This window comes from Halomonas sp. AOP22-C1-8 (assembly GCF_052378905.1).
GTDB classification, from domain to species: Bacteria; Pseudomonadota; Gammaproteobacteria; order Pseudomonadales; family Halomonadaceae; genus Vreelandella; species Vreelandella citrativorans.
The window spans coordinates 18251-42707 of the sequence record NZ_JBQSYD010000031.1 but is presented as its reverse complement, the minus strand read 5'-3'; the positions used below and the strand labels follow the sequence as shown (position 1 = coordinate 42707).

At 53.8% G+C, this 24457-nt stretch carries 23 protein-coding genes and 4 pseudogenes; 16 read left to right on the top strand and 11 right to left on the bottom strand.

Translation table 11 applies throughout. From position 1 onward, the window contains the following. Nucleotides 1-18: 18 nt before the first annotated feature. Both ACT3TY_RS15135 and ACT3TY_RS15130 read right to left on the bottom strand, forming a co-directional pair. Complete coding sequence (locus tag ACT3TY_RS15135) at nucleotides 19-1671, bottom strand: sodium:solute symporter family protein (protein ID WP_444628791.1); 1653 nt, start codon at nucleotides 1669-1671, stop codon at nucleotides 19-21. Nucleotides 1672-2031: 360 nt separating this feature from the next. Next, nucleotides 2032-3399, bottom strand: coding sequence for a flavin-containing monooxygenase (locus ACT3TY_RS15130; protein ID WP_087111714.1), 1368 nt, complete (start codon nucleotides 3397-3399; stop codon nucleotides 2032-2034). 473 nt (nucleotides 3400-3872) lie between these two features. Between ACT3TY_RS15130 and ACT3TY_RS15125 the strand changes: the two genes are divergently transcribed. Further along, nucleotides 3873-4289 carry a hypothetical protein gene (locus tag ACT3TY_RS15125; protein ID WP_444628790.1) on the top strand — a complete coding sequence of 139 codons (417 nt, stop codon included), beginning with the start codon at nucleotides 3873-3875 and terminating at the stop codon, nucleotides 4287-4289. A gap of 196 nt (nucleotides 4290-4485) precedes the next feature. Here ACT3TY_RS15125 and yghU read toward each other — a convergent pair whose 3' ends face one another. Next, nucleotides 4486-5346, bottom strand: a complete 861-nt coding sequence (gene yghU / locus ACT3TY_RS15120; RefSeq protein ID WP_442353002.1) for a glutathione-dependent disulfide-bond oxidoreductase — start codon at nucleotides 5344-5346, stop codon at nucleotides 4486-4488. Nucleotides 5347-5504: 158 nt separating this feature from the next. Between yghU and ACT3TY_RS15115 the strand changes: the two genes are divergently transcribed. After that, entirely contained in the window at nucleotides 5505-6200 is a 696-nt protein-coding gene (locus tag ACT3TY_RS15115) for an aspartate/glutamate racemase family protein (protein WP_444628789.1), read from the top strand. Nucleotides 6201-6221: 21 nt separating this feature from the next. Here ACT3TY_RS15115 and ACT3TY_RS15110 read toward each other — a convergent pair whose 3' ends face one another. Next, nucleotides 6222-6647 carry an organic hydroperoxide resistance protein gene (locus ACT3TY_RS15110; RefSeq protein WP_193053979.1) on the bottom strand — a complete coding sequence of 142 codons (426 nt, stop codon included), beginning with the start codon at nucleotides 6645-6647 and terminating at the stop codon, nucleotides 6222-6224. Nucleotides 6648-7142: 495 nt separating this feature from the next. On the opposite strand from ACT3TY_RS15110, the gene ACT3TY_RS15105 reads away from it, so the two are divergent. The 3 genes from ACT3TY_RS15105 to ACT3TY_RS15095 all read left to right on the top strand — a co-directional run bounded on the left by ACT3TY_RS15105 (nucleotide 7143) and on the right by ACT3TY_RS15095 (nucleotide 9638). After that, entirely contained in the window at nucleotides 7143-7673 is a 531-nt protein-coding gene (locus ACT3TY_RS15105) for a gluconokinase (RefSeq protein ID WP_444628788.1), read from the top strand. 26 nt (nucleotides 7674-7699) lie between these two features. Continuing rightward, on the top strand, nucleotides 7700-8695 hold the full coding sequence (gene gntR / locus ACT3TY_RS15100; RefSeq protein ID WP_444628787.1) for a gluconate operon transcriptional repressor GntR: 996 nt from the start codon (nucleotides 7700-7702) through the stop codon (nucleotides 8693-8695). A gap of 94 nt (nucleotides 8696-8789) precedes the next feature. Continuing rightward, nucleotides 8790-9638, top strand: a complete 849-nt coding sequence (locus ACT3TY_RS15095) for an MOSC domain-containing protein (protein ID WP_444628786.1) — start codon at nucleotides 8790-8792, stop codon at nucleotides 9636-9638. Here the strand turns inward: ACT3TY_RS15095 and ACT3TY_RS15090 are convergent. Then, nucleotides 9592-10101 (bottom strand): annotated as a pseudogene (locus ACT3TY_RS15090) (DMT family transporter); the annotation flags it as partial. The gene ACT3TY_RS15095 and the pseudogene ACT3TY_RS15090 sit on opposite strands and share 47 nt — an antisense overlap. Before the next feature lie 87 nt (nucleotides 10102-10188). Here ACT3TY_RS15090 and ACT3TY_RS15085 point away from each other — a divergent pair. Next, nucleotides 10189-10517, top strand: a pseudogene (locus ACT3TY_RS15085) (transposase); the annotation flags it as partial. Nucleotides 10518-10543: 26 nt separating this feature from the next. On the opposite strand, the pseudogene ACT3TY_RS15080 reads toward ACT3TY_RS15085, so the two are convergent. Together ACT3TY_RS15080 and ACT3TY_RS15075 are read right to left on the bottom strand one after the other, a co-directional pair. Further along, a pseudogene (locus tag ACT3TY_RS15080) lies at nucleotides 10544-11581 on the bottom strand (IS3 family transposase). Nucleotides 11582-11645: 64 nt separating this feature from the next. Beyond that, a pseudogene (locus tag ACT3TY_RS15075) lies at nucleotides 11646-12406 on the bottom strand (IS701 family transposase); the annotation flags it as partial. A gap of 238 nt (nucleotides 12407-12644) precedes the next feature. Here ACT3TY_RS15075 and ACT3TY_RS15070 point away from each other — a divergent pair. Beyond that, entirely contained in the window at nucleotides 12645-13067 is a 423-nt protein-coding gene (locus ACT3TY_RS15070; RefSeq protein WP_087111732.1) for an OsmC family protein, read from the top strand. Between the two features lie 332 nt (nucleotides 13068-13399). Here ACT3TY_RS15070 and ACT3TY_RS15065 read toward each other — a convergent pair whose 3' ends face one another. The 3 genes from ACT3TY_RS15065 to ACT3TY_RS15055 all read right to left on the bottom strand — a co-directional run bounded on the left by ACT3TY_RS15065 (nucleotide 13400) and on the right by ACT3TY_RS15055 (nucleotide 15646). Then, nucleotides 13400-13831 carry a PRC-barrel domain-containing protein gene (locus ACT3TY_RS15065; protein WP_087111734.1) on the bottom strand — a complete coding sequence of 144 codons (432 nt, stop codon included), beginning with the start codon at nucleotides 13829-13831 and terminating at the stop codon, nucleotides 13400-13402. 472 nt (nucleotides 13832-14303) lie between these two features. Further along, nucleotides 14304-14972 (bottom strand): 2OG-Fe(II) oxygenase, encoded by a 669-nt coding sequence (locus ACT3TY_RS15060; protein WP_192528439.1) that lies wholly within the window; start codon nucleotides 14970-14972, stop codon nucleotides 14304-14306. Beyond that, complete coding sequence (locus ACT3TY_RS15055; protein WP_444628785.1) at nucleotides 14969-15646, bottom strand: CoA pyrophosphatase; 678 nt, start codon at nucleotides 15644-15646, stop codon at nucleotides 14969-14971. Before ACT3TY_RS15055 ends, ACT3TY_RS15060 begins: the two co-directional genes overlap by 4 nt. 92 nt (nucleotides 15647-15738) lie before the next feature. On the opposite strand from ACT3TY_RS15055, the gene ACT3TY_RS15050 reads away from it, so the two are divergent. After that, nucleotides 15739-16296 (top strand): NUDIX hydrolase, encoded by a 558-nt coding sequence (locus ACT3TY_RS15050; protein WP_192528441.1) that lies wholly within the window; start codon nucleotides 15739-15741, stop codon nucleotides 16294-16296. Between the two features lie 11 nt (nucleotides 16297-16307). On the opposite strand, the gene ACT3TY_RS15045 is transcribed toward ACT3TY_RS15050, so the two are convergent. After that, nucleotides 16308-16619 carry an NGG1p interacting factor NIF3 gene (locus ACT3TY_RS15045; protein ID WP_441679409.1) on the bottom strand — a complete coding sequence of 104 codons (312 nt, stop codon included), beginning with the start codon at nucleotides 16617-16619 and terminating at the stop codon, nucleotides 16308-16310. A 204-nt stretch (nucleotides 16620-16823) separates the two neighbouring features. On the opposite strand from ACT3TY_RS15045, the gene ACT3TY_RS15040 reads away from it, so the two are divergent. The 8 genes from ACT3TY_RS15040 to ACT3TY_RS15005 all read left to right on the top strand — a co-directional run bounded on the left by ACT3TY_RS15040 (nucleotide 16824) and on the right by ACT3TY_RS15005 (nucleotide 24443). Continuing rightward, nucleotides 16824-17789 (top strand): sugar-binding transcriptional regulator, encoded by a 966-nt coding sequence (locus ACT3TY_RS15040; protein ID WP_441679408.1) that lies wholly within the window; start codon nucleotides 16824-16826, stop codon nucleotides 17787-17789. A gap of 138 nt (nucleotides 17790-17927) precedes the next feature. Continuing rightward, nucleotides 17928-19247, top strand: a complete 1320-nt coding sequence (locus tag ACT3TY_RS15035; protein WP_441679406.1) for an ABC transporter substrate-binding protein — start codon at nucleotides 17928-17930, stop codon at nucleotides 19245-19247. Nucleotides 19248-19325: 78 nt separating this feature from the next. Continuing rightward, a complete protein-coding gene (locus tag ACT3TY_RS15030; RefSeq protein ID WP_441679405.1) occupies nucleotides 19326-20216 on the top strand; it encodes a carbohydrate ABC transporter permease in 891 nt (296 codons plus the stop codon). 25 nt (nucleotides 20217-20241) lie between these two features. After that, complete coding sequence (locus tag ACT3TY_RS15025; RefSeq protein WP_192528445.1) at nucleotides 20242-21117, top strand: carbohydrate ABC transporter permease; 876 nt, start codon at nucleotides 20242-20244, stop codon at nucleotides 21115-21117. 11 nt (nucleotides 21118-21128) lie between these two features. Next, entirely contained in the window at nucleotides 21129-22307 is a 1179-nt protein-coding gene (locus ACT3TY_RS15020) for an ABC transporter ATP-binding protein (RefSeq protein ID WP_441679404.1), read from the top strand. Continuing rightward, nucleotides 22304-22981 (top strand): HAD family hydrolase, encoded by a 678-nt coding sequence (locus tag ACT3TY_RS15015; protein WP_441679403.1) that lies wholly within the window; start codon nucleotides 22304-22306, stop codon nucleotides 22979-22981. The genes ACT3TY_RS15020 and ACT3TY_RS15015 overlap by 4 nt, the downstream gene beginning before the upstream one ends. Nucleotides 22982-23029: 48 nt before the next feature. Further along, complete coding sequence (locus tag ACT3TY_RS15010) at nucleotides 23030-23815, top strand: L-iditol 2-dehydrogenase (RefSeq protein ID WP_172116011.1); 786 nt, start codon at nucleotides 23030-23032, stop codon at nucleotides 23813-23815. 7 nt (nucleotides 23816-23822) lie between these two features. Then, the gene (locus ACT3TY_RS15005) at nucleotides 23823-24443 is read left to right on the top strand and encodes a nucleoside/nucleotide kinase family protein (RefSeq protein ID WP_172116012.1); all 621 of its coding nucleotides are present in this window, start codon (nucleotides 23823-23825) and stop codon (nucleotides 24441-24443) included. Nucleotides 24444-24457: the final 14 nt, after the last annotated feature.

The following is a 24457-nucleotide window of genomic DNA, read 5'->3' as shown; positions in this document are numbered from 1 at the left end:
GCCCTTGTCACAGAGAGCTTAGGCCCGAGTAGCAGGCTTAGCCGGGTCATAGTTGATGACATCCTGATTAATCTGCGCGAAGTCGAACTTGCTGGTGCTCATCAGGCTGACGCCGATGCACACAATCGTGCTGACGCCGTAGGCCATTAATGAGGCCAGTAGCACCGTGTAGTCCCGCAGGAAGCCAACACAGAAGTAGGCCAGGACGAGGGCGCTGAGTGCGCCGACAATCAAGCCGACACGGCGACCGCAGAAGCCAAAGGCCATCAGGCCAAGCACCACACCACCGCCTACGGAGGCCAGTAACTCAAATAGCCCTGCCATCAGACCGGCCATAGGCACCAGTTCAAATCGTGCGATGCAGAACATCACCAAGCCTGCGAGCACCGCTGAGGTAAACGCCGTATTGGTGACCCGGTTCCAGAAACAGCTGGCGATCACCGGGAATACAATTGCCCCCCACAGCGCACCCACGAAAACCAGCATGATCAGAATGTCCATGGAGAAACTGGCGAGAATCACCCCAATCAGCGTCGCCACAATCATGGTCAGCCTGCCAATAAACAGCATCTTGGTCGGGTCGGGCTTGTTTTTAGCGATGTTCTTGCCATACACATCGGCCATGACAATCGCAGACATGGCTGAAAGGTCCGAGTCAGCGGTCGAGGAGAGTGAGCCGATCACCAGAATAAAGAACAGTCCAATGAACACCGGCGAAAGATACATCGAGACCATCTGCGGGATCAGGTTGTTCATGTCGCCATTAATGGGCTCCATGCCGGTCATCAGCGCCATCAAGCCAATCATGCCCAAGCCGATAACAATCGCACCGTAGCCAATGGTCGCGGTGATAAAGGTCGGTTTGATATGGTCTTCACGCACGGCAAACAGCCGCTGGGAGATAGTCTGGTTGCCAATCGCGTAGGCCAGCACCGCCACAAAGAAAGGTGCGCCCTGATTGAGGATGGCGTCCATCGAGAACAGGTTCGCTTGCTCTGGAGTGAGCAGACTCATGCCGTCCGATAACGTTGCCGGCCCGCCGAGTGCGAACATCACTGCGGGGATGATTAGAATGGCAATGGCCATCATCGCCATCAGCTGGGCAAAGTCAGTAAGGACCGAAGCGCGGAACCCCGACCATAGGGTGTAGGACAGCACCCCAACGCCTGCGATCACCACCCCGGCTTGAAAGGAGAGTGGCGAGAGTACTGAGACCAGAGCGCCGGATGCGGTGAAGTTGACCATCAGGCTGATGATACTGCCCAGTATGTTGGAGGAGGCAAGAATCAACTGGCTGGAGGCGCCATGCCGGGCGTGAATCAGCTCACCCAGAGTGTGCGCATTGGGCGCCAGCTCGCGAAAGCGACGGCCAAAGGGATAGATAAACAGGATCATCAACGCGCCCCACAACCCGTAATGCAGGGGGCCTGAGATGCCATAGGTATAACCCGAGGTCGCAGCGGCGTAAAAAGAGGCAGCCCAGATCCAGGTGGCGGTCATGCTGGCGGCGCCAAGGCCAAAGCCGATCTGATGGTTAGACACCATGAAGGCGTCGGTATTTTCCTTTTTCTCCTTGATCAGTAGGGTCAGCAGATAAGTGCCGCCGTAAAAGAACACCAGTAAAGCGAGGACCGTCAGGGTCGAGAATTGATAGAAGTTTTCGTTGTTCATGGAATACCCATAGGCTTTGCAGCCCTAGCATCCTAAATAGCAACCAGCGTTCCGTTGTCGGAAGGGTCGCCACAGGACGTAAGCAAAAAACAGAACATCTTTCTAGGTATGTCTGTAGCGAGATGAGACTGCGGTTGGCAGTCTGGCCGTGCAAGCGTCAGGTGCTGAAAGCACCTTAAACCCTAAATAGGGGGGCCTGGTCAACGTTTACCATGAAGCGTAATAGCGAACGCAACAACGCGATGGCAAGGTCGAACCGAAGAGCTACCTTACGCTTTTACACTCCAATAGTACAGGTTGACTTTCGCGCCGCTGTATGCTAGGTGGGGCGCGAACATATCCGCCCCAGGTTGGCCCCACTTAAGCAGGGTCGGTTGATGGGACTTGCTCTTCCTGCAGGAAGGCTTCTAACGAATCGTCCATAGCACTCATCCATGGCGTATGGTGCGCAGGTGCCAAGGTACCCGTCAGCGTAGAGCGGTAGCTCTTGTTACGGTAACCAAGGATGTCCGCTTCCTTATGGTGCTCCCACTCCTTGAAGATATCGGCAACGCCAGTGACATCAAAAGGTGGGTAGTCGGTAGGCTCAAGCAAATTGAGGATATAGGCCGCTTGAAAATCAATGGCCTCAAAAGGATTAGCAACCTGCTCCTCACGCGCCACCCATTTCTGTGTATCGGCCAACATGGCATCGTTGGTGGGCAGCTTGATGCGGTTAAGTATAAGGTCTCGGGCATACCAGGCTTGCGCATCAAACATGTTGAAGGTGTAGTACTGGTCCTGCATGCCAAGGAAGAACAACTTCGGATTGGCCAGGGAAGCGATCCCCTTGTACAGACCTTCCGGGTAGAGCCGGTTGTGTGTGTTCAACGACAGCTCGTTGGGTAGGAACGGAAAGTGATGCTGATACCCCGTGCACAGGATAATTGCATCGACCGTTTTACGGGTGCCATCCTTGAAGTGAGCTGTCTTGCCTTCTACGCCAGTAAGCAGCGGCACCTCGGCAAACGATGCTGGCCAATCAAACCCCATGGGCTTGGAGCGATAGCTGAAAGTCACTGATTTGGCACCGTACTTGTGGCACTGAGTGCCGATATCTTCTGCAGAGTAGCTGCTGCCAATCAGCAGCAAATCCTTGCCCTGAAACTCGCAGGCGTCACGGAAATCATGGGCGTGCAACACACGGCCGGGAAACTGTTCCAGGCCTTCAAAGTAAGGTGCATTGGGGGTCGAAAAGTGGCCTGTGGCGACAATCACATGATCGAATGCTTCAGTACTCAGCGCGTCCTGTTTTAGATCCCGAACGGTAACCGAGAACTTGCCGGTATCTTCGTCATATTCAACCCAATGTACCGCTGTATTGAAACGGATGTGCTGGCGCATATTGCTCTTGGCGACGCGCCCCATGATGTAGTCGCGTAGCACCGCGCGCGGGGGGTAGGAGGCGATCGGGCGGCCAAAATGCTCTTCAAAGCTGTAATCCGCGAATTCCAGGCACTCTTTAGGGCCATTAGACCAGAGATAGCGGTACATGCTGCCGTGAACTGGCTCGCCGTATGCGTCCAGACCGGTGCGCCATGTGTAGTTCCACATGCCGCCCCAGTTGCTCTGCTTCTCGTAGCAAACGATCTCAGGGATATCTGCGCCATCGCGCTGGGCTGCTTCAAAAGCACGTAATTGGGCTAGGCCGCTTGGGCCAGCACCTAGAATGGCAACTCTAAACGTCATAATATTTCCTGTTTTCAGTCGCTGTATCGTACATTGGGCCAACGTTAGCCCGACGACGATGAAGCGCGAAAAAGAGCGCAGCTCAACCCGTTATGGTGATGCCATCAAGCTCTATAGTGATGCGCAAAAGATCGGATATGCCGAGAGCGCAATATGATGAAGGCTGCATCTGTATCTGTGAGTGAAACAGAAGGCCTGGGGCGGGCGGGCCGCTAATTGAACGCGAGGTATCGAGAAAACACCGGAAGAAGATGCTCGAATGGGGAAGCAAGGGAAAAGTACTTGATAACGCGTATACCAAGAGCGTTACTTTATCACAAAACGGGGATCGGCGCTTTGCGTCGTTACTTATTGATGATTCGCCAGAGCGGTACATTGTTTCCAATCCGTTGCTTTGGATTTCTAGCCAATCACCTTGTGCCGCCTCTGCTTTTCTCTTTTACTACAACTTGTTATGTCATTAAGGTCAAAAGATGCTAAACCCGGTTATTCAGGAAGAACAGACCGGCTGCGGAATTGCTTCTGTAGCGGCTATTCTGGGTAAAACCTACCCAGAGATGAAGGCCATTGCGAACGCGATGGGCATTGCCGCAGACGATGAATCGCTGTGGTCCGATACCCAGTATGTGCGCCAGATGCTGGCCCAAGCGGGTGTGGCTACCTCGCCGGATGAAACACCGTTTACCACGTGGCAGGCGCTACCGGCGCTGGCACTGCTGGCGATTAAATCCCATCAAAAGGAGGGCAAACACTTTTGGCACTGGGTGGTGTTTCAACGTATAAATGGTCAGTCTGTGGTGTTGGATTCCGCCAGCTATTTGCCCGCCAATATCCGCACGGATTTTGACGATATGCATCCTGCCTGGTGGATTGAGGTCCTTAATCCATGACTCAAGTGACGATAAATAACGCCACTCGCGCTGACTATTCTGCGCTTCTAGAGGTTTGGGAGGCTTTGGTTCGTGCCACCCACCCTTTCTGGAAGAGAGCGATTTGCTATTACTAGCTTGTGAGCGCATATAAAAAACGGCCCGTGGGCCGTTTTTTATACCGTGGCTAGCTGCTTGCTTGGCTAACCCTTATACGCTACAGCTTATCTTGGGTTTTATGCTCAAAGTCGCTGGCATCGTGGCGTTCATGCAGCTGTTCGCTGGGCTCGCCAAATGTGCGGTTAACCATACGACCACGCTGTACGGCGGGGCGTGCATCAAGTTCTTCTGCCCAGCGGAGCACATGTGTATAGGTGTGCGCTTCCAAAAACTCAGCCGCTTCGTAAACGCGGTTTTTCACCAGGGCGCCATACCAGGGGTAAATCGCCATATCCGCAATAGTGTACTCATCACCGGCCATGTAGCGGTTATTGGCCAAATGGCGGTCAAGTACATCGAGCTGGCGCTTTATTTCCATCGTGTAACGGTCGATAGGGTACTGGTACTTTTCAGGCGCGTAAGCGTAGAAGTGACCAAAGCCACCGCCGAGTATCGGGCCGCTGCCCATCTGCCAGAATAACCAGGAAAGGCACTCGGTACGCTTGGCTGGGTCGGTTGGTAGGAAGGCGGAGAATTTTTCAGCCAGGTAGAGAAGAATAGCGCCTGACTCAAAAACGCGCTGAGGCGGGTTGGTGCTGTGGTCCATCAACGCCGGGATTTTGGAGTTGGGATTAACGTCTACAAATCCGCTGCCGAACTGGTCGCCTTCACCGATTTGGATCAAGTAAGCGTCATACTCAGCGGCTTCGATGCCTTTTGCTAATAGCTCCTCAAGCATGATGGTCACTTTAACGCCATTGGGGGTGGCCAATGAGTAGAGCTGAAGCGGGTGTTTACCAACGGGCAGCGCTTTATCGTGAGTAGGCCCCGCGATAGGGCGGTTAATGTTGGCAAATTTACCGCCATTGCCCGGTTCCCATTTCCAAACGCGCGGTGGGGTGTAAGACGTATCGCTCATCATGGCCTCGCTGTGTCGTGTCGCGGGCAGCGCCCGGTGGTAAAAATAATCAATTCAAACGCGATAGGTACTCTATGAGGGTAGTAAAACGCAGGTACAAGGGGCGAGAATAATTAGCCGCGTAATAAACTGACGGATAAGTCACCAGGGAGGCAATCATGCAAACCATTGGAGTGCTGGGCGGAATGAGCTGGGAGTCCACGCAAAGCTATTATCGCGCCTTGAACGAGGGCGTAAAACACGCGCTGGGCGGTCTCCACTCGGCCAAAATTGCCATGGTGAGTGTCGATTTTGCTGAGATTGAGGCGCTGCAAAAGCAGGGCGATTGGGAAACCGCTGGAAAAATTCTTGCTGAGGCGGCGTACAATATTGAGCGGGCTGGCGCTGACTTTTTACTGCTGGCCACCAATACTATGCATAAAGTGGCGCCCGCGATTGAGCACGCTATCAGCATCCCGCTGTTACACATCGCTGATGCGACCGCAGAGCAGCTGCGAAAGGACGGTATAACGCGTGTTGGCTTGTTGGGTACGCGCTTTACGATGGAGCAGGATTTCTACAAGGCGCGTTTGCGGGACACATTTGGCATTGAGGTCGTGGTGCCAGAGGAGGAGCAACGCGAGATGGTTCATCGCATTATTTTCGATGAGCTATGCCAAGGGAAGATCAACGATGACTCCCGTGAGCACTATCTGAAGGTGATCGCCAGCCTGCATCAACAGGGTGCTCAGGCGGTCATTCTAGGCTGTACAGAAATTGCCTTACTGGTAGAGCAAGCACATACCGCTGTGCCGCTTTACGATACCACTGCCCTGCATGCCAGCGGAGCAGTGGAGCGTGCGCTTAATAATTAACGGGTGATTAACGCTAAAACGTTAAGCAAGCGTTAGGGTAACGTCGATATTGCCACGGGTAGCGTTGGAGTAAGGGCATACGACATGGGCCTTGTCGACCAGATCCTGAGCGATGCTCTTGTCAATGCCGGGAAGGCTGATTGTTAGCTCGACTTCGATACCAAAGCCGGTAGGAATGGCACCAATACCTACACTGCCTTCAATGGCGGTATCCTGGGGAAGCGTTACTTTTTCCTGGCTGGCAACATGTTTTAGAGCGCCTAAAAAGCAAGCAGAGTAACCCGCCGCAAACAGCTGCTCCGGGTTGGTACCCTCACCGCCTGCTCCGCCCAGCTCCTTGGGAGTGCTGAGTTTGACGTCCAGCGCGCCGTCAGACGACTTGGCACTGCCTTCACGACCACCGGTCGCGTGGGCATGGGCGCGGTAAGCAATTTTTTCGATAGACATAGCAGTTTCCTTTTTGGGACGAGTAATTGGGACATCTTTTAATGATGATCAAGTTCCAGCTCACTGCACGGCTCTCGCCTACAAGGTCCTAGGGTTTGTCTGAAAAGTCGACGAGCGAAGACAAGACAAGGCAAAAATTGGCGAAAAAACGGAGTTTACATGTGTAAATGAGTATTTTGAGCCAATTTTTAACGCCGTATTGTCGAGCGCAGACACTTTTCAGACAGAGCCTAACGCGGGCATGTCGGCTCCCTACTTGATGCAATGCGTTAATGTAGCGTGTCATACGTTCGCTTACCAGCGCTAGACGTTGGTTGTAAAAGGGCGGTTTTGCTTTGACACGTCTGTGTTGGGTCTTTTAATCTTCAAGCGCTTGTTACCGGTAACAGTTGGTGTTCAAGCTGTAGATATCCAGTCAATCCGCTACCTGCCAGGCACCCTGACAACGGTGGTTTTGTGCCCTCGCACATCAGGCCTTTTCGGAGAAATTATCTAATGAGCCCTACTTCTTATCGTATTTTGGTGATGGGTGCCTCCGGCTGCGGCAAATCCCACATTGGCCAGCAGCTAGCAGCCGCCATGAATGCCACGTTTATTGACGGTGACGATTATCACCCGCCTGCTAACGTAGCCAAAATGGCGGGCGGGACGCCGCTTAATGATGATGATCGTCAGGAGTGGCTTGAGAAGCTGTCGTCACTGTTTGCCCACTACCAGGCTCGAAATGAAACCGCTGTGATTGCGTGTTCGGGCTTAAAGCGGCGTTATCGGGATTGTTTGCGCAAGGGCGATTCAGCACTGCAAATTCTGTACCTGGAGGGGAGCGCTGAGCTATTACGCGAGCGCCTGGCCACCAGAGAAGGGCACTTCTTTAAAGGAGATAACATGCTGGCCAGCCAGCTTGCTGATTTACAACCGCCGGGTGATGATGAGGCCGTTAGCCTGTCCATTGCGCTCTCTCCAGAGGAGATTGTGAGCCGATTTAGTGGCACACTCGATGCGCGGCTACCTTCGCCATCCAGCTAATCGTTGTTACAGAGGCAGTATCCCGTTTGAAGAAAAAACGCCCAACGCTACAAACTATTGCTGACCAGGTCGGGGCAACCAAAATGACGGTGAGTCGTTGCCTAAGAGACCCGGAAACTGTTTCAGAAGGCTTGCGCGAGCGTATTCTTAGCGTGGCCGAGCAGGTCGGCTATATTCCCAACCGAGCGCCGGATCTACTTTCGCGTGCTACCAGCCACTCTATTGGCGTGCTGGTTCCTTCGCTGACGAACCAGGTCTTTGCTGATGTCATCGTGGGGATTGAGAAACGTACCGAGCCTGCCGGTTATCATCTTATGCTGTCTCACTATGGGTATAGCCCGGCCGTTGAAGAGCGAAGCTTGGCATCGGTGCTGTCTTACAACGTGGATGGGGTGATTCTTTCGGACCATCATCACACTCCCCGCACGCTGCGAATGCTGGAAACCGCCGGTATTCCTGTGGTGGAAATCATGGACACCCATCATAAGCCGTTACAGCAGGCGGTAGGCTACGACAACGTTGCCGCAGCGTTTGATATGGTGAGTGAAATGATTCGCTATGGTCGGCAGCAGATTATTTATCTGGCTGTGCGGCTGGATGAGCGCACGCTGCAACGTGAGCAGGGCTACCGCCAGGCGATGGAACAGCACGGCCTTACGCCGGTAACGCTGCATAGCAGTCAACGCTCCTCTTACAGCGTAGGCGCAGCGCTTCTAGAGCAAATTTTAAACGACTACCCTCATACGGATGGCGTATTCTGCACTAACGATGACGTGGCCGTTGGGGCGTATTTTGAGTGTCAGCGCCGCGGTATTAACGTGCCTGAGCAGATGGCGATTGCGGGTTTCCACGGCCACGACGTGGGGCAGGCAATGACGCCAAAGCTTGCGAGTGTCATCACGCCACGCCAAGCCATTGGCGAGGCTGCCGCGCAAGCACTGCTGGCCAGGATTCAGGGCGAAGCGGTGGCTGATCATACGGTCGACTTGGGCTATCGCATCGAAACAGGCGCCACGCTATAGCCGGTTTTCATCGGGCTATTACCAAGAGAAGCCGCACTGGTGATAAGCGCGCTGGCTGGTTAGAGTAACCATTTTCGTTTGTATCGAGGCTACCGTGCATATCTCCGAGCTCAATATTTATCCGGTCAAATCCTTAAAGGGTATCAGTCTTACCCACAGTGAACTGCTGCCCACCGGCCTTGCGTGGGACCGCCGCTGGATGCTGGTTGATACACAGCAGCGCTTTGTGACTCAACGCCAGCGGCCTGCGCTAGCCACGGTAGAAGTAGCCTTAACCACCGATGCCTTGGTACTTTCACACCCCCATGTTGAGCCACTTTCGATACCGCTTGCAGAACCGAGCGGCAACCTGCGTATTGTTCAGGTCTGGAATGATCACTGTAAGGCGTGGCCTGAAAGCAGCGACGTTTCAAGCTGGCTGGAAGCTGCTTTAGGTGAACAGGGCAGTGGCCTGAGCCTGGTCCGTTTCGACACGCAGTTTAAACGTCCGATAGAAACGGCGTTTTTAAACGGGGATGACGCCGACACGCTTTTTGCGGATGGTTACCCCTTTCTGATTGCTTCAACCGGCTCTCTCAATGCGCTCAACCGTGCCCTTGAGGAGAGTGGTTGTCAGGCTATTCCCATGAACCGTTTTCGGCCCAATATTGTGGTCGAAACCGACAAGCCATGGGCTGAAGATGGTTGGCAAGGGCTACAGGCTAGTAATGGAGCATTTGAACTTATTCTGCGAAAACCGTGTAAACGCTGCAAAATTACCACGGTAGACCAGCAAACGGCCCAGATACTTGAGCCTGCCGAGCCGCTTAAAACGTTAATAGGCCTGAATACCCAGCCTGAATTAAAAGGCGCTTATTTTGGACAGAACGCGACGCTGCATCGTGGTGAAGGAAGCATTATTCATGTGGGGGATACGCTGGTGGCTGAGGCGCGTGGCGCTTGAGGCGCAGCAGCCGGGTGGCCACAGCCGTGCCGAGCAGGGTAATTACCATGCCTATAGCGATCTGAAGGCTAAGTGTCTCACCCAGTAGTAAATAGCCCCACAACAGGGCGCTAACGGGTACCAGGAATGTAACGGTTGAGGCGGCCGTGGCACCTGCGCTGGCTAACAAACCAAAATAGAGTAAAAAAGCCAGCGTAGTGCTGAATACAGCAAGTGCTATGGCATTGCCCCAGGCAAGTGGGCTAATCGGCTCGCTGGGCCAAAGTAAAATGCCGGGGATAAGAAGCACCAGGGCTGACATTGCGCAGCTGCCTGCCGCAAGTACCCGAGGCGGCAAATGGCCCAGGCGTGTTTTAGAGTAATTGCCCGCCATGCCGTAGCAAAAGGTTGCCCCTAATACGGCAATGATAAACCAGCCATCGCCGCCCAAAGCAAAGTCCAGCCTATTAGCAGTAAGCACATAGGGAACCGCTGCATAAATACGGCCGTTGCTGCCTAAGTGCCACCGGCAGGGTAAAATAGAAATTTCCACTGTCCGACAGAGTTTCCGATGAAGCAGATCTCGTTTGCTCAGGCTGAGCACCAGAACAAGAAGAAGATCACTCGCCGGGAACGGTTCCCGGCACAGATGGATGCCCTAATGCCATGGCAACGCCTAATCAAGGCGTTGTCGCCGTCTTGCTTCCTTAAATCGGCGGGGGCAAGCGCGGTCGGCCACCGATTGGTCTGGAACGGATGTTGCGGGTCTATTTCCTTCAGCAATGGTACGGACTGGCCGATGAAGCGCTTGAAGATGCCATCCATGACAGTCAGGCCATGCGTGACTTCATCGGTATCGACCTTGCCATCGAGAGTGTTCCCGACGCGACCACGCTGCTTTGTTCTGGTCAATAAAACCGGACACATTAATTTGCTAATTTCTCATACTCCGCTGGAGCCTGATCACCTTTCGATGAATGCAGTCGCTCCAGGTTGTAATACTTCATGTAGGCCTCAACATCTCGCTTCATGTGAGCCCGTGTTGGCGGGTGTACTTTAAGTAGCCAATCGTGTTTCACGCTGCCGAAAAATCGCTCAACAACCGCGTTACCCCAGCAAGCACCTACATCGCCCATTGAGGCTCGTATGCCATAACCCTTCAATAGCTTCGCAAACGCTTTGCTGGTGTACTGGGACCCGCGGTCGCTGTGGAAGACCAAACCTTTCGGTGGTTGCCTGAGATTGCAAGCCTTGATCATGGCTCGGCAGATCACACTCGTCGTCATCCGCTTATCAATGGCTCAACCAACAATCCGGCGTGAGTACAAATCCATCACAATGGCCAGATACATCCAGCCTTCACCTGTTTTCAGATAGGTTATATCCCCAGCCCAAACCTGATTTTTGCCGAGTGGATTAAACTGTTGGTTCAGCAGGTTGTCCGCGACTCGATCGCTGTGTTTACGCTTGGTCGTGATCTTGTATGCCACTCTCTGTATCACTCGCAGCCCCTGTTTTTCCATGACCAGGCCGACCCGATACCGAGTCACCGAGAAACCTTCCTCCTTCAACCGTTTGGCCAGTTCGCGACTGCCAGGATTGTTTTTACTGGCTTCAAACAGCAGCCTGGTGCGCCGGTACAGTTTGAGCTCTTCTGCACTGATTACCCTGGCTGGGCGGGCTTTCCACGCGAAGAAAGCCGACGCCTTTTTTAAAATTTCTTTCTCCATGCGCAAGGTTTTGACTTCCTGGCGAAGGCGTTTCAATTCCTCCAGCTCCGTTTCTGTTGGTTTCGACTCACTGACCGACTGCTCGTGCTTGTCTTTCCAGCGATAGAGCAGGTTGGTGGCAATACCCAGCGATTTCGCCGCCTCAGGGACGGAGTAAGCTTGCTCGGTGACAAGAGCAATGGCTTCCTCTTTAAATTCTGGAGAGTACTGCTTGTAACTGCGTTTCTGACTCATGGTTGGCACCTCTGTTGGTGAAGAGTTTATCTCTTCTTGAGGTGTCCGGGATATTCAACCAGAACAGTGTCGGCGGTCGCCCCTGGCCGGACCACTTCGGAGGCAGAGGCTCACTGCCAGGCGGCCAGACACTGATACCCTCCGGCACGTCAACGCAATAACTCAAGCCCCATTCCGCAAGCTATTCTCGCCAAGGCGTCACTTTGCCGTAAGCCGCATCTGCTAGCACGATACCGGGCGTGATACCGGCCTCCAGTGTCTCGCGCACCTGCTGGAGGGCGATCTCCGGTTTGGTGGCAAAGTCGATCTCTTCTGGCACGCCAGCACGGCGACAGCGCGCCGGATCGTTTGTCCATGATGTGGACAAATAAAGCCGCCATGCGACCGGCAGGCTGGCCTGTTCGGTCGCCACCGATAGGCTAACGGCGACCTGACAATTGTCCTGTTTACCAATCTCACTGCAGTACTGGCGACTAACGCCCACCGAGTGTCGCCCTTTCTTGCGAATACCTGTGTCATCGATAATCCAAAAAGGCGTCGTATCGGGGGTAGCAAGTAGGGTAGCACCTGCTGCGCCACCCCACTGAGCATCCCTCGGCCAGACCATCCGGAGCGAGCCACCAGGTGATGCAGCGACTGATGACAGGCCTGAACGTTATCCGGATCGGCACTGGCGGCGATGGGCTCGATACTCTTGCGTTCCAGCGGCAGCATCAAGCCACGACAGTAATCCTGAAAACCCTGCACCCGATCAGCATGGCCCAGGCGAGGCGCTAGCTCATCAAGATACGTCTCGAAGCGGTCGTGAAGTGCGTCGTTTACCATAATGCGAAATCGCTATACAGATGACACAATACGTATTGATAACATGTCTATTTATGACACAGTAGTACTAGCGCGGCCTGGGAAGCACTCATCATCTGAGTTCGGCACGGTGCTAAAAATCAGCTACGCTGAACGGGGTGGTCAGTTGCTCTATGCGAGTGACCATTCAACCTTTTTTGATCATATCAGTATCCACTGATCAATCAGGTCTTTAGCTATCACTGATAAGGAGTTTTTCATGGATCGTAAAGCTAGCGCACGTTGGGAAGGTGGACTGAAGGATGGAAAAGGCACCGTTTCAACCGAAAGTGGCGTTCTCAGTGCTAATTACTCCTTCAAACAGCGTTTTGAAGACGAAAAGGGCACCAATCCGGAAGAGCTGATTGGCGCTGCGCATGCCAGCTGCTTTTCAATGGCGCTTTCCAAAGTTTTAGGTGAGGCTGGTTATACCGCTGATGCTATTGATACCACTGCCAGCGTTAAGCTTAAGCAGGATTCAGCAGGCTTTAGCATTTCTAACATTCATCTGGATGTCACCGCTGAAGTAAGTGGTGCCGATGAAGAGAGCTTCAAAGAGGCCGCCCAAAAGGCCAAGGAAAATTGTCCCGTATCAAAAGTGCTCAATGCTGAAATCAGCATGACGGCCCAGCTAAAAGGCTAGCACTTTATTGATTAGCGCTACGTTTAATAACGTAGCGCTATTTTTAATAGCCAAAATTTTATAATGGGTGGTAGGGCGCAATTATAAAACAATAAAACGCTAGTGCATGCCGTTTAGTGTGTAGGCTGATATAGCGGAAAGGTGAAGAGAGTGAGCTTTATAAGGTGTCTGAAAAGTAAAAATATTTGATGTTGTTGATTTTATACTAAGCGCTTGGTGTGCATGTTTGACTGCGTTATAGCGCTCAAATATACACTATATTTTAAACGCTAGATAAAATAAAAAGCCTTAGCAGAAGCTAAGGCTTTTAGAACTAGTGTACGAAGGCTGCTTTACGCGTCTACTTCGTCGCGCTCAAATTCAGCGGCTTCTTCAAGCGCTTCTTTTGAAGCGTTAACGCGGACATCATATTTGTTACCTTCCGCATCCCAGATCAGTTCGAGTGAATCCCACTCGATGGCGACATCTTTTTCACCCATGCCAAGGAAGCCGCCAACACCGATGATCACAGCGGTCACTTGACCACTCTCATCAATAATCAGGTCGTGGATAGTGCCGATGTTCTCGTCATCTTCGACAGTGCTTTTAACATGATGGCCCTTAAGGGAGTCTGAGTAGAAAACGTTTTCTGGCACACTGGTCAGGTAGGTTGCTTCAACTTCAACGGTCGTTGATGTTGTTTCTTCGGCGCTTACATTACCTGCTGCTAGCATGAAAGCAGGAACCATTAGTGTACCAATGACGGCTGATTTGATCATTTTCATTCCTCTTGCTCCTTGATAAGGCTCAGTATCTTACGTTGATGTCTAAATCAAATAGTGGAAGCTAACGATTCAGAACGATCCAGTTTATGAACCAGGCAGTGATGCTTGAATCGCTGCCTTTCCTTAAAATGCAGAATATACATTAGGTGTCAAAGGCTTGATGATCAGTTGCAAAGTATGCTTTAAGCGTTGTTTGCAATTAAAAAGCCTTGTTACGGTTGTGTGAAGCTCCGTATCTGACACAATATCAATGTAGTCGTTGTACTCTGTTTTTCAATAGTATTATTAATATATTTTTAAATATCGGATTTTTAAGGACGATTGGCAAGGCTTTACAATCAATGGCAAGTTCGTGGTGTTAGTTAACTGCAGCTGTGTCAGAGTGGCATGGAAGCCTGCCTCTTTCGAGAAGACTTCTCTGGGGTATGTATGCCGCTTTGATAGTGGTTAAGTAGCAGTTTTCGTACAAAGCCTAGCGGGCAGGGTCCAGTACGCCGCCTAGCGAAGCATTACGCCGAAACCAGCCAGCAATGCTGGCGCGTGGTTGGTGGGTGGGAAGCACCTCGTGAGGAACGGTTTCTGACAAAAAGCAGGCAAACGTTCCGGCTTCCGGTACAACACGGGCAACTTCCTTGCTGGCATCATCAGGATGATAGATCACCATTTCGCCGCCGCCATCGCTTGGCCATTGAGGATTTAAATAGCCGACGGTAGAAATTACCCGGTTGGCGCGGCCGCGAAAGCTGTCCAAATGGCGCTGGTAAAAAGCGCCCGCCGGATAGTGGGCAAAATGCGCTTCATACTCAAAAAGGCCTAAAAACAGCGCCTGGTTAAGCGACTGTTGTAGCTCGCCCATTGCATCAAGATAGTGGCGTTGGGCTTCACTTTGACGGTCCAGCCAGTGGATGGCATCACCGCGAATATCCTTGCGCAAATGATGCTGCTGACCTCGGCCAATCCCGGCTTCTTCAAGCGCATCATGCTCGGCCATGTGCGAAAGCTCACGGTGTAAGGCGTGGCAAAGATCAAGATTGATCGCCGCGCGCCCCACATACCAGCCTTGCTCCACCAGCGCATCAACAATCGCTACTTGTACAGCGGGCGTTAACACGGGCGACGTGGTGAAGTTTGAAAGCATCATTTGCGTATACTCTTGGGCATCGCCGGATGGTGGTCAGCGGACAGTTGGCTGGTACGTTCAGGGCTAGTACGCTCAGGATAGTGCCGTAGTATACCTGGGGGTTGTTGATATAAGTCGATGGGCATGCCAAATCCTTCGGCTAACAACTCGACAAGCATCATCGCTGAAAGCCCCCAAATCACATGGCCATCCACGTGGTAGCTAGGCACGTAATGAGGCACGCCATCGACAGGAATGACATCTGTATGGGTACGCTGGTCCTCTAAAAAGTGGCTAAGAGGGACTTCAAAGATAGCGTCTAATTCACCGAGGTCTGCGACCAAAGGCAAGTCCGGTGGAATAATGCCCACCCACGGAGTTACCCGCAGGCCATGCAGCGAAATCACATCTGAAAGTCGGCCTAGCGGCTCGACCACCGCTGGGTCAAGAGCGATCTCTTCCTGAGCTTCGCGCAGCGCTGTGGCGTAAAGATCCGTATCTTCCGGCTCGCGTTTGCCCCCGGGAAACGCAACCTGACCGCTATGGGTAGCTAAGTGGCTTGCCCTGCGTGTAAACAGCAAGGTAGGCGATGCGCGATCAACCACAGGAATTAGCACAGCGGCTTCGCGCATCTGAAATTGGTCCAGCCTTTGAGGGTTGAGCTGTTGCAGCCGTTTGCGTAGATTCTCTAACATGGGGTATCCCGTCACTTTGTCCCTTTTTACCCAGCAGTGGTTATGTGCGTCAAGCATCGATAACGTGTGCCATTTAGCCGTAGGAATATGCCATGAATTTTTGCAGCCAGTGCGGCGATAACGTACGTTTCGCGGTCCCCGAAGGTGACGACCGGCCGCGCTACCTATGCGATGCCTGCGGTACTATTCACTACCAGAACCCGCGCATTGTCGCTGGAACGCTGCCCGTCAGTGGCTCCAAGGTCTTGTTATGCAAACGTGCCATTTCACCTCGTAAAGGCTACTGGACGCTGCCTGCCGGGTATATGGAAAACGCGGAAACGACGCAACAGGCTGCCGCCCGCGAAACCCGTGAGGAAGCGCATGCCGAGGTGCTCCTGGGCGACCTTTATACCCTGATTGATTTACCGCATATTAATCAGGTGTATATGATTTTTCGCGCAGAGCTTGTCGGTGGCTTTAGCGCTGGCGTTGAAAGCCTTGAGGTCGCCTTGTTTGATGAGCATGAAATCCCTTGGGATGAGATTGCCTTTCCAACCATTGAGCGAACGCTGCATCATTTCTACCGGGACCGGCTCCACCATCACTTTCCGCTACATACGGGCACGATCACATCTGAGGATCGTGAACGTTACTTTGGTAGCGCCTGATTGAGCAAGCGTTAAAGCTCGGCAAGCTGCCAAACATCATAAGCGACTTCTTCATAAGGGTGGGCAAGCTTAAGCGCGGCGATAGCCGCGTGGATGCAGGTGTCTTGGCAAACGAGTTCCACCTTGACCTCTTCAACGTACTCAAGTGTTCCGACTGCGCCGATATGCGGGTCAGCACCCGAAAGCGGGCGAAACTGACCGGTGCCACGGGTTTGAAAGCAGCAGGCTTCATAGTTGCCGATTCGCCCGGCGCCCGTCTCGAAAACGGCTTCTTTAACGCTTTCGGCATCGTCAATGGGCACAAAAAACGCAAGCTTATACATGCCATGCTCCTGTTAAAACGTGACTTTAAAAAAATGGCACTTAAAACACAGCCTGGTGACATACCTGGTGACATAGTAGTGAACAACAGTAGTGAACAATAGTAGCGAACAGACGGCTTCTGGTCGCATGATTAGCTTTGTATGATGACGCGTTTGTGAATATGGTTATTGTCACGTTATCAATGAAAGGCAGGACGCCAACCGATGGATAAATTTGAGGTGAAGTTGGACCAAGCGGCCAGAGCCGCCTGGATGTCGTATGTGGGCGGCCTAACGCAGGATGAAATCGCAAGCCAGTTGGGTGTTTCCCGGCCAGGCGTACAGCGTCTGTTGGCGTTTGCGCGCCAGGAAGGGTTGGTGAAGGTGCATATTGACCATCCTATTTCGAGCTGCATGACGCTTGGTCACACGCTGCGTGAACATTTTGGGCTGACCTTTTGCGATGTAGTGCCCGCTGAGACGGCATCTTCGGAAAATGCCACGCACTACCTGGGTGTTGCCGGGGCAGAGCGCATCGGCAAGTTGGTTGAGCGTAGCGAGCCGTTGACGCTATCACTAGGTAGTGGACGCTCTGTGCGGGCAGCGGTAGAAGCGCTTGATCGAACGGAGCGGCCCCAGCACCGGTTTGTGTCGCTGGTGGGGAATGTCGCCCGGGATGGCTCGGCCAACCGCTACGACGCGGTGATGTTATTGGCTGACAAAACCGGCGGTGAGCGGTTCTTACTGCCAGCGCCGGTGGTGGCCGAATCGATTGACGAGAAAAACGCAATGCTTTCCCAGCGCCTGTTTCAAGCTATCGCCAATGTGGCTCGGACGTCGGAAGCCGCGTTTATTGGGGTAGGGCGCATCGACCGCCAGGCGACGTTGTTCCAGGACCACTTTATTAGTGAGCGCGAGCTTGATGAGTTGTTGGGCTTGGAAGCCGTGGGGGAGCTGCTCGGCTGGCCGTTAAATAGCCAAGGCGAAGTCATTGACTGCTCCATTACTCGGCGCGTGACAAGCTTGCCGCTTGAGCATTTTGGAAAGCATCTTATGGTCGCGATAGCCGGTGGCTACGATAAAGCGTTAGGCATTCATGCGGCGCTAAAAGGCGGCTGGTTAAAAGGGTTAATCACCGACGAAGTGGCGGCACGGCGCATTGTTGAGCGGCTACCTTCCCGCCAAGCGTAGCGCGTTAAAAAGAGGCGTAACCATAAAGTCTAAGCCGTAGGGCTTTGATTTTTTTTGTCCTACGTACGATCATTTGTTCGAAACATGATCAAAATGATCAGGCGATAATAATGCCAACATTAGCCAAAGGAGAGTTATATGCGACTCGCGCGTCACTTGCCCGTCACCACCTTAGCAGCGGCCATTGCTGTGGCAGGCCATGCTCAGGCACAAACTGAAATCACGGTCGCCACCGTTAATAATAACGATATGGTGATCATGCAGAGCTTGACCGATGCGTTTGAAGAGACGCATCCCGATATCAAGCTGGACTGGGTCGTGTTGGAGGAGAACGTTCTTCGTCAGCGCATGACCACCGATATTGCCACGGGTGGTGGCCAGTTTGATGTTATGACGATTGGCGCTTATGAAGCACCTATCTGGGCGGAGCGCGAGTGGCTTGAGCCCTTGAATGACCTGCCTGATGAGTACGCCGTAGACGACTTGTTGACCTCCGTACGCGACGGGCTAAGCCTTGATGGCACGCCATACGCGCTGCCGTTTTATGCGGAAAGCTCGATGATGTACTACCGCAAAGACCTCTTCGAGGAGGCTGGGATTGAAATGTCCGAACAGCCGACCTGGAGCGAGGTACGTGATTGGGCCGAGCAGCTCCATGGCGCGCAGGAAGGAGTGGCGGGTATCTGCCTACGGGGCAAACCCGGTTGGGGTGAAAACATGGCCTTCGTCACCACGCTGGTCAACACCTACGGTGGCCGCTGGTTTGATGAAGGGTGGAACCCCGAAATCAATTCTGAACCCTGGGTGAATGCTATCGAGTTCTATGTGGACCTGCTAGGTAACTATGGCCCGCCCGGCGCCAGCTCCAACGGCTTTAATGAAAACCTGGCGCTATTCTCACGGGGAAACTGTGCGATGTGGGTGGATGCTACCTCCGCCGCGGGAACGCTTTATGATGGCGACGAGTCCAGCGTAGCCGACAACCTTGGTTTTGCCCCAGCGCCCGTGGCACAAACGCCAAAAGGCTCGCACTGGTTATGGACCTGGGCACTGGCGATTCCGGCCTCCTCCGAGCATAAAGATGCTGCTAAGCAGTTTATCACTTGGGCGACATCACAAGAGTACATTGAGCTGGTTGGCGAAACCCAGGGTTGGACCAACGTACCGCCGGGCACTCGCGAATCCACCTACGCCAATGAGCATTACACGGAAGCGGCGCCTTTCGCTGATTTTGTGCTGAGCGCGATTCAAAATGCCGACCCGACCGACTCCACGCTAGAGCCGAACCCTTATACCGGCGTGCAAATTGTCAATATTCCTGAATTCCAAGCGATTGGCACCCAGGTAGGGCAGAGCATTGCCGCTGCGTTAACCGGTGACACCACGGTAGAGCAAGCGCTAAACAGCGCTCAGCGCGCCACTGAGCGCACTATGCAGCGAGCGGGTTACAACGACTAATAAGTAAAAGCGCCTACCCGTTACGCGGGTAGGCGTGTTGTAACGGTTTCTCGTTGGTTTTTTCGCGCAGGTATTCCCATGACTAAAACACGTGCTTCTGGCCGTACGGTTGGCGGGCTAAGAACGTTATCGCTTCAAGCCCCCGCTGTGACGCTGCTGTTGTTATGGATGATCATACCGTTAGGCATGACGATATGGTTCTCCTTCCAGTACTACAACCTGCTAATGCCAGGCATGAGTGGCTTTGCCGGGGTTGAAAACTACGAGTATTTGCTAACCGACCCCGCACTTTGGAAGGCAATGGGCAATACCTTGCTGCTGGTAGGCTGGGTATTGGCGATTACCGTAGTGGGCGGCACGCTGCTGGCCGTTCTTTTTCAACAAGACTTTGCCGGGCGCGGTATTGCCCGAGTGCTGGCAATTTCACCCTTTTTTGTGATGCCCACCGTGAGTGCGCTGGTGTGGAAAAACATGATGATGCACCCCTCCAACGGGGTGTTGGCGTGGTTGGCAAACTCGCTTGGCTTGCCTGCCGTTGATTGGTTTTCAACGCTCCCGTTAACCTCCATCGTGATTATTGTGGCGTGGCAGTGGCTACCCTTTGCGCTGTTGATTCTGCTCACCGCCATGCAGTCCTTGGATGAAGACCAGGTGGAAGCCGCACGGATGGATGGTGCGGGGCCTATCGCGATCTTCTTCTTTATAACGCTCCCTCACCTTAAGCGAGCCATCAGCGTGGTGATCATGATTGAAATGATCTTCCTGCTGACCATTTTTGCTGAAATTTTTGTGACTACCTCGGGCGGGCCTGGGCTTGCGACCACCAATTTGGCCTATCTGATCTACATGCGGGCGCTGCTCGATTTTGATGTGGGTGTTGCTTCTGCAGGCGGGGTAATCGCGATTATTCTTGCCAACATCGTGGCGATTTTCCTGGTGCGGATGGTTGCGAAAAACCTTGAAGATTAGCGCTTTGGGCACTTGGAGAATATAAATGTCATTATTACGTTCCACTACGCCAGCGCAAAACGTGTCGGGGGTGGGTACCGCCCGCGGGTCAGCCGGCATGAAAACGCTCGTGATTACGTTGGTGGGTTGGTCGGTAGCGCTGGTGATTTTCTTCCCGATTTTATGGATGATACTCACCGGGTTTAAAACCGAATCGGCCGCAATTGCCGACCCAAGCTTTATCTTTACGCCCACGCTTGAAAGCTATGAAGCCGTGCAGGCGCGCTCAGGCTACGCGCGCTTTGCGCTCAACAGTGTCGCCGTCGCCTTTGGCTCGACGTTTCTGGCGCTGTTAATTGCTATTCCTTCGGCCTATGCCATGGCCTTTCTGCCCACTAAACGCACCAAGGGCACGTTGCTCTGGATGCTCTCTACCAAGATGCTGCCGCCTGTTGGCGTGTTGGTGCCGATCTATCTTATTTTCCGAGATGTAGGGCTGCTGGATACCCGCACGGGGCTGATCATTATCTACACGCTAATGAACCTGCCGATTGTGGTGTGGATGCTTTACACCTTCTTTAAGGACATGCCCAAGGACATCCTTGAAGCCGGGCGAATGGACGGTGCCTCGACGCTACAAGAAGTGTTCTTCTTGCTCTTGCCGCTCACTCTGCCAGGCATTGCCTCTACCGGTTTGCTCTCGGTTATCTTGAGCTGGAACGAAGCGTTCTGGAGCCTCAATCTCACCTCTTCCAAGGCAGCACCGTTAACCGCTTATATCGCCTCGTTCTCAAGTCCTGAAGGGCTGTTCTGGGCCAAGCTCTCGGCGGCTTCTACCATGGCCATCGCCCCTATCCTCATTCTTGGCTGGATGACCCAAAAACAAATGGTGCGTGGCCTGACCTTTGGCGCCGTCAAGTAAAGGAGTTTTGCATGGCAACCTTACAACTTAACAATATTACCAAGCGCTTTGGCGACACCGCGGTCATCAAAGGGATCAACCTTGAAGTCAACGACCGCGAGTTTGTGGTGTTTGTGGGGCCTTCCGGCTGCGGCAAATCAACGCTGATGCGCATTATCGCGGGGCTTGAAAGCGCCACCGATGGCGACATCGTGATTGATGGACAGCGAATGAACGATGTGGGGCCTGCCGACCGTGGCCTGGCGATGGTGTTTCAAAGCTATGCCCTGTACCCGCACATGACGGTAGAAGGCAATATGGGCTTTAGCATGCGCCTGGCCGGTGTGCCCAAAGAGGAGCGCCGCGCCAAGGTGCTGGAAACCGCTAAAATACTTCAGCTTGAGCCGCTGCTTGACCGCAAGCCCAAGGCGCTTTCCGGCGGTCAGCGCCAGCGCGTGGCGATTGGTCGAGCTATCGTGCGCAACCCGAGTATTTTCCTGTTTGATGAGCCGCTTTCCAACCTGGATGCCGCGCTGCGCGTACAGATGCGTATTGAGCTTGCCCGCCTGCACGAAAAACTCAACGCCACCATGATTTACGTGACCCACGACCAGATTGAAGCCATGACCATGGCCGATAAAATTGTCGTGCTGCATGACGGCGTGGTTGAGCAGGTCGGTTCACCCATGGCGCTCTACCATCACCCGGCAAACCGCTTTGTGGCCGGATTTATTGGCTCTCCAAAAATGAATTTCTTTGATGTTGAATTAATCAGTACCTCGCCGGAAGGTGTTCAGGTTCGCTTGCCTGGTGGTGGCGAGTGCACGGTGCCCGTCAACGCCCAAGCACTTGAAAACGCGTCTTCTGAAAACACACCTATCGAAAGCCAGCCAGCCCTTGAGCTGGGCATTCGCCCCGAGCACCTGGTGCTTGATGAGGCGGGTGCGCTCAGTGGCCAAATTGAAGTGCTTGAGCGCTTGGGTGGGCAAACCTCGCTGTATGTACGTATGGGTGACCTGTTGGTAACGCTGATGACGGATGGGGATGTGGCCTATCGCGTTCACGAGACCATACGCTTTGGCTTCGCTCCTGAGCGAGCACACTTGTTTGCGGCCGATGGCCGCGCGTTGCCCAGTCTTGCTCAGCATCCGCTGGCCGGGCTTACGCGACACGATAACCGCACATCAGGTGACGCTGAGGCGCTGGCATGAAGGCGGTTATATTTGATTGCGATGGCGTGTTGGTCGATAGCGAAGCACTGGCGGAAGGTGTGCTGGAGGAGTATCTCGGTAGGTGGCTACCCGATTTGAACATTGCCGAGCGGCTTGGCCAGGCGTTGGGAATGACCACCGGCGATATTCTTAAGCATCTGGAGCAGCACAGCGTGTATACGCTGCCTGATAACGCCACTGAGCAGGTGGACTCGACTATTGAGGCGCGCTTGGCGCGTGAGCTTACCCCTGTCGCGGGCGCGCACGATGCCGTGTTGGCAATTCCCTTGGCCAAGGCGGTGGTATCCAACAGCCGCCGTCAGCGGGTTGTAGCGTCACTTGCGTGCACTCAGCTGGCCGATGCCTTTGGCAAGGACACGCCTATTTTTACGGCGGACCAGGTAGCCAACCCCAAGCCAGACCCCGCGCTTTATCTGCTGGCCGCCACGCAGCTGGGCTATCTCCCTGGTAATTGTCTGGTCATCGAAGACAGCGTGGCGGGTGTCACCGCCGCTCACGCGGCCGGTATGTGTGTCATTGGTTTTGTCGGTGCCAGCCACGTGGATGCCGAACAGCCAGCACGGCTTTTACACGCAGGCGCATGGCGTATTTTGGAGCACATGCAGGGGCTGAACGCGCTGGTGAATGAGTGGCAAGTACGCATTGCTAGCTAAGCAGGCGGCTGTTAGCACTCAACAACACTCAAATAAGACGGGGCGATAATGAAACTGACCGATAAAGTAGCGGTGATTACCGGGGGCGCACGGGGCATCGGCTTGGCAATTGCGCAACGCTATTTGGAGGAGGGGGCCAAGGTGGTGGTGGCGGATATTGATGCCGCGGCCATTGAGGAAGCCCTTGCCGTGTTGCACCAGCAGGCCCGTGGGCAGGAGACGCTAGGGGTCGTGCTTAATGTCTGCCAGCGCGCCTCTATTGATGCCATGGTGGAAAAGGTCGTGGCGCATTTTGGCGGTATCGATATTTTGGTCAATAACGCCGCAGTTTTTGATTTGGCACCGGTGCTTGAAGTGACCGAGGAGAGTTTTGATAAGCAGTTTGCGGTGAATACCAAGGGGCTTTTCTTTACGCTACAGGCGGTTGCTCAATGGATGGTTGAGCAGGGGCGGGGCGGCAAAATTATCAATATGGCCTCCCAGGCAGGAAGGCGGGGCGAGGCCTTGGTGAGCGTTTACTGCGCCAGTAAAGCCGCCGTGATTAGCCTGACGCAATCCTCTGGCCTGGACTTGATCAAACATGCGATCAACGTTAACGGCATTGCCCCAGGTGTCGTCGATACTCCGATGTGGGAAGCGGTGGATGCGCTGTTTGCTCGCTATGAAAACCGCCCCTTGGGCGAGAAAAAGCGCCTGGTCAGTGAAGCCGTACCCTTTGGCCGCATGGGCTTGCCGGAAGATCACACCGGTGCCGCAGTCTTTTTGGCTAGTGCCGACAGCGATTACGTTGTTGCTCAGACGCTCAATGTGGATGGCGGTAACTGGATGAGCTGAGGTGGTTATGACACCCGAACTTGATAGCCTGGCCCGCCAAATTATTGGTTCAGCCGAGGGCGCTTCGCGCTATCTGGTTGCGCTGGCAGGGCCGCCCGGCGCAGGTAAGTCCTATCGTAGCGCTTTGCTTTGCGAGGCCATTAATCAGCTGCTTCCAGGCCAGGCGGGGCTCGTGCCGATGGACGGCTACCATTTCGACAATGCCGTGCTGGGCAAGCAGCAACTGCCGATAAAAGGCGCGCCTCATACCTTCGATGTGGACGGGTTGTGCAGCGCCCTTGAGCGTATTCGCCAGGCGCAGCATCCGGTCGCGGTGCCCGTCTTTGATCGGCCGTTGGATTTAGCACGGGCAGGAGGGCGGCTCATCACCCTTGAGCAACGCATTGTGATTGTCGAGGGTAACTACTTGCTGCTCGACCGCTCCCCCTGGCGTGAGCTACGTCCGCTGTTTGACTGGACGCTGTTTCTGGACGTCGACGATGAGATATTGGTGGACCGGCTAATCCTGCGGTGGCTTGAAATGGGCCAGGACCATGCGGGGGCGCTGGAGCGTACCCACCGAAAAGATATGCTCAACGCGCAACTCGTCAAACGCTGCTCCTTACCTCCCGATCAACACTGGCACTAATGCCAATGCGCTGC

Excerpts from the sequence above, each read along its gene's own strand:
- ACT3TY_RS15135 (WP_444628791.1), bottom strand. The coding sequence starts at position 1,671 with ATGAACAACGAAAACTTCTATCAATTCTCGACCCTGACGGTCCTCGCT.
- ACT3TY_RS15130 (WP_087111714.1), bottom strand. The coding sequence starts at position 3,399 with ATGACGTTTAGAGTTGCCATTCTAGGTGCTGGCCCAAGCGGCCTAGCC.
- ACT3TY_RS15125 (WP_444628790.1), top strand. The coding sequence starts at position 3,873 with ATGCTAAACCCGGTTATTCAGGAAGAACAGACCGGCTGCGGAATTGCT.
- yghU (WP_442353002.1), bottom strand. The coding sequence starts at position 5,346 with ATGAGCGATACGTCTTACACCCCACCGCGCGTTTGGAAATGGGAACCG.
- ACT3TY_RS15115 (WP_444628789.1), top strand. The coding sequence starts at position 5,505 with ATGCAAACCATTGGAGTGCTGGGCGGAATGAGCTGGGAGTCCACGCAA.
- ACT3TY_RS15110 (WP_193053979.1), bottom strand. The coding sequence starts at position 6,647 with ATGTCTATCGAAAAAATTGCTTACCGCGCCCATGCCCACGCGACCGGT.
- ACT3TY_RS15105 (WP_444628788.1), top strand. The coding sequence starts at position 7,143 with ATGAGCCCTACTTCTTATCGTATTTTGGTGATGGGTGCCTCCGGCTGC.
- ACT3TY_RS15070 (WP_087111732.1), top strand. The coding sequence starts at position 12,645 with ATGGATCGTAAAGCTAGCGCACGTTGGGAAGGTGGACTGAAGGATGGA.
- ACT3TY_RS15065 (WP_087111734.1), bottom strand. The coding sequence starts at position 13,831 with ATGAAAATGATCAAATCAGCCGTCATTGGTACACTAATGGTTCCTGCT.
- ACT3TY_RS15060 (WP_192528439.1), bottom strand. The coding sequence starts at position 14,972 with ATGATGCTTTCAAACTTCACCACGTCGCCCGTGTTAACGCCCGCTGTA.
- ACT3TY_RS15055 (WP_444628785.1), bottom strand. The coding sequence starts at position 15,646 with ATGTTAGAGAATCTACGCAAACGGCTGCAACAGCTCAACCCTCAAAGG.
- ACT3TY_RS15050 (WP_192528441.1), top strand. The coding sequence starts at position 15,739 with ATGAATTTTTGCAGCCAGTGCGGCGATAACGTACGTTTCGCGGTCCCC.
- ACT3TY_RS15045 (WP_441679409.1), bottom strand. The coding sequence starts at position 16,619 with ATGTATAAGCTTGCGTTTTTTGTGCCCATTGACGATGCCGAAAGCGTT.
- ACT3TY_RS15040 (WP_441679408.1), top strand. The coding sequence starts at position 16,824 with ATGGATAAATTTGAGGTGAAGTTGGACCAAGCGGCCAGAGCCGCCTGG.
- ACT3TY_RS15035 (WP_441679406.1), top strand. The coding sequence starts at position 17,928 with ATGCGACTCGCGCGTCACTTGCCCGTCACCACCTTAGCAGCGGCCATT.
- ACT3TY_RS15030 (WP_441679405.1), top strand. The coding sequence starts at position 19,326 with ATGACTAAAACACGTGCTTCTGGCCGTACGGTTGGCGGGCTAAGAACG.
- ACT3TY_RS15025 (WP_192528445.1), top strand. The coding sequence starts at position 20,242 with ATGTCATTATTACGTTCCACTACGCCAGCGCAAAACGTGTCGGGGGTG.
- ACT3TY_RS15020 (WP_441679404.1), top strand. The coding sequence starts at position 21,129 with ATGGCAACCTTACAACTTAACAATATTACCAAGCGCTTTGGCGACACC.
- ACT3TY_RS15015 (WP_441679403.1), top strand. The coding sequence starts at position 22,304 with ATGAAGGCGGTTATATTTGATTGCGATGGCGTGTTGGTCGATAGCGAA.
- ACT3TY_RS15010 (WP_172116011.1), top strand. The coding sequence starts at position 23,030 with ATGAAACTGACCGATAAAGTAGCGGTGATTACCGGGGGCGCACGGGGC.
- ACT3TY_RS15005 (WP_172116012.1), top strand. The coding sequence starts at position 23,823 with ATGACACCCGAACTTGATAGCCTGGCCCGCCAAATTATTGGTTCAGCC.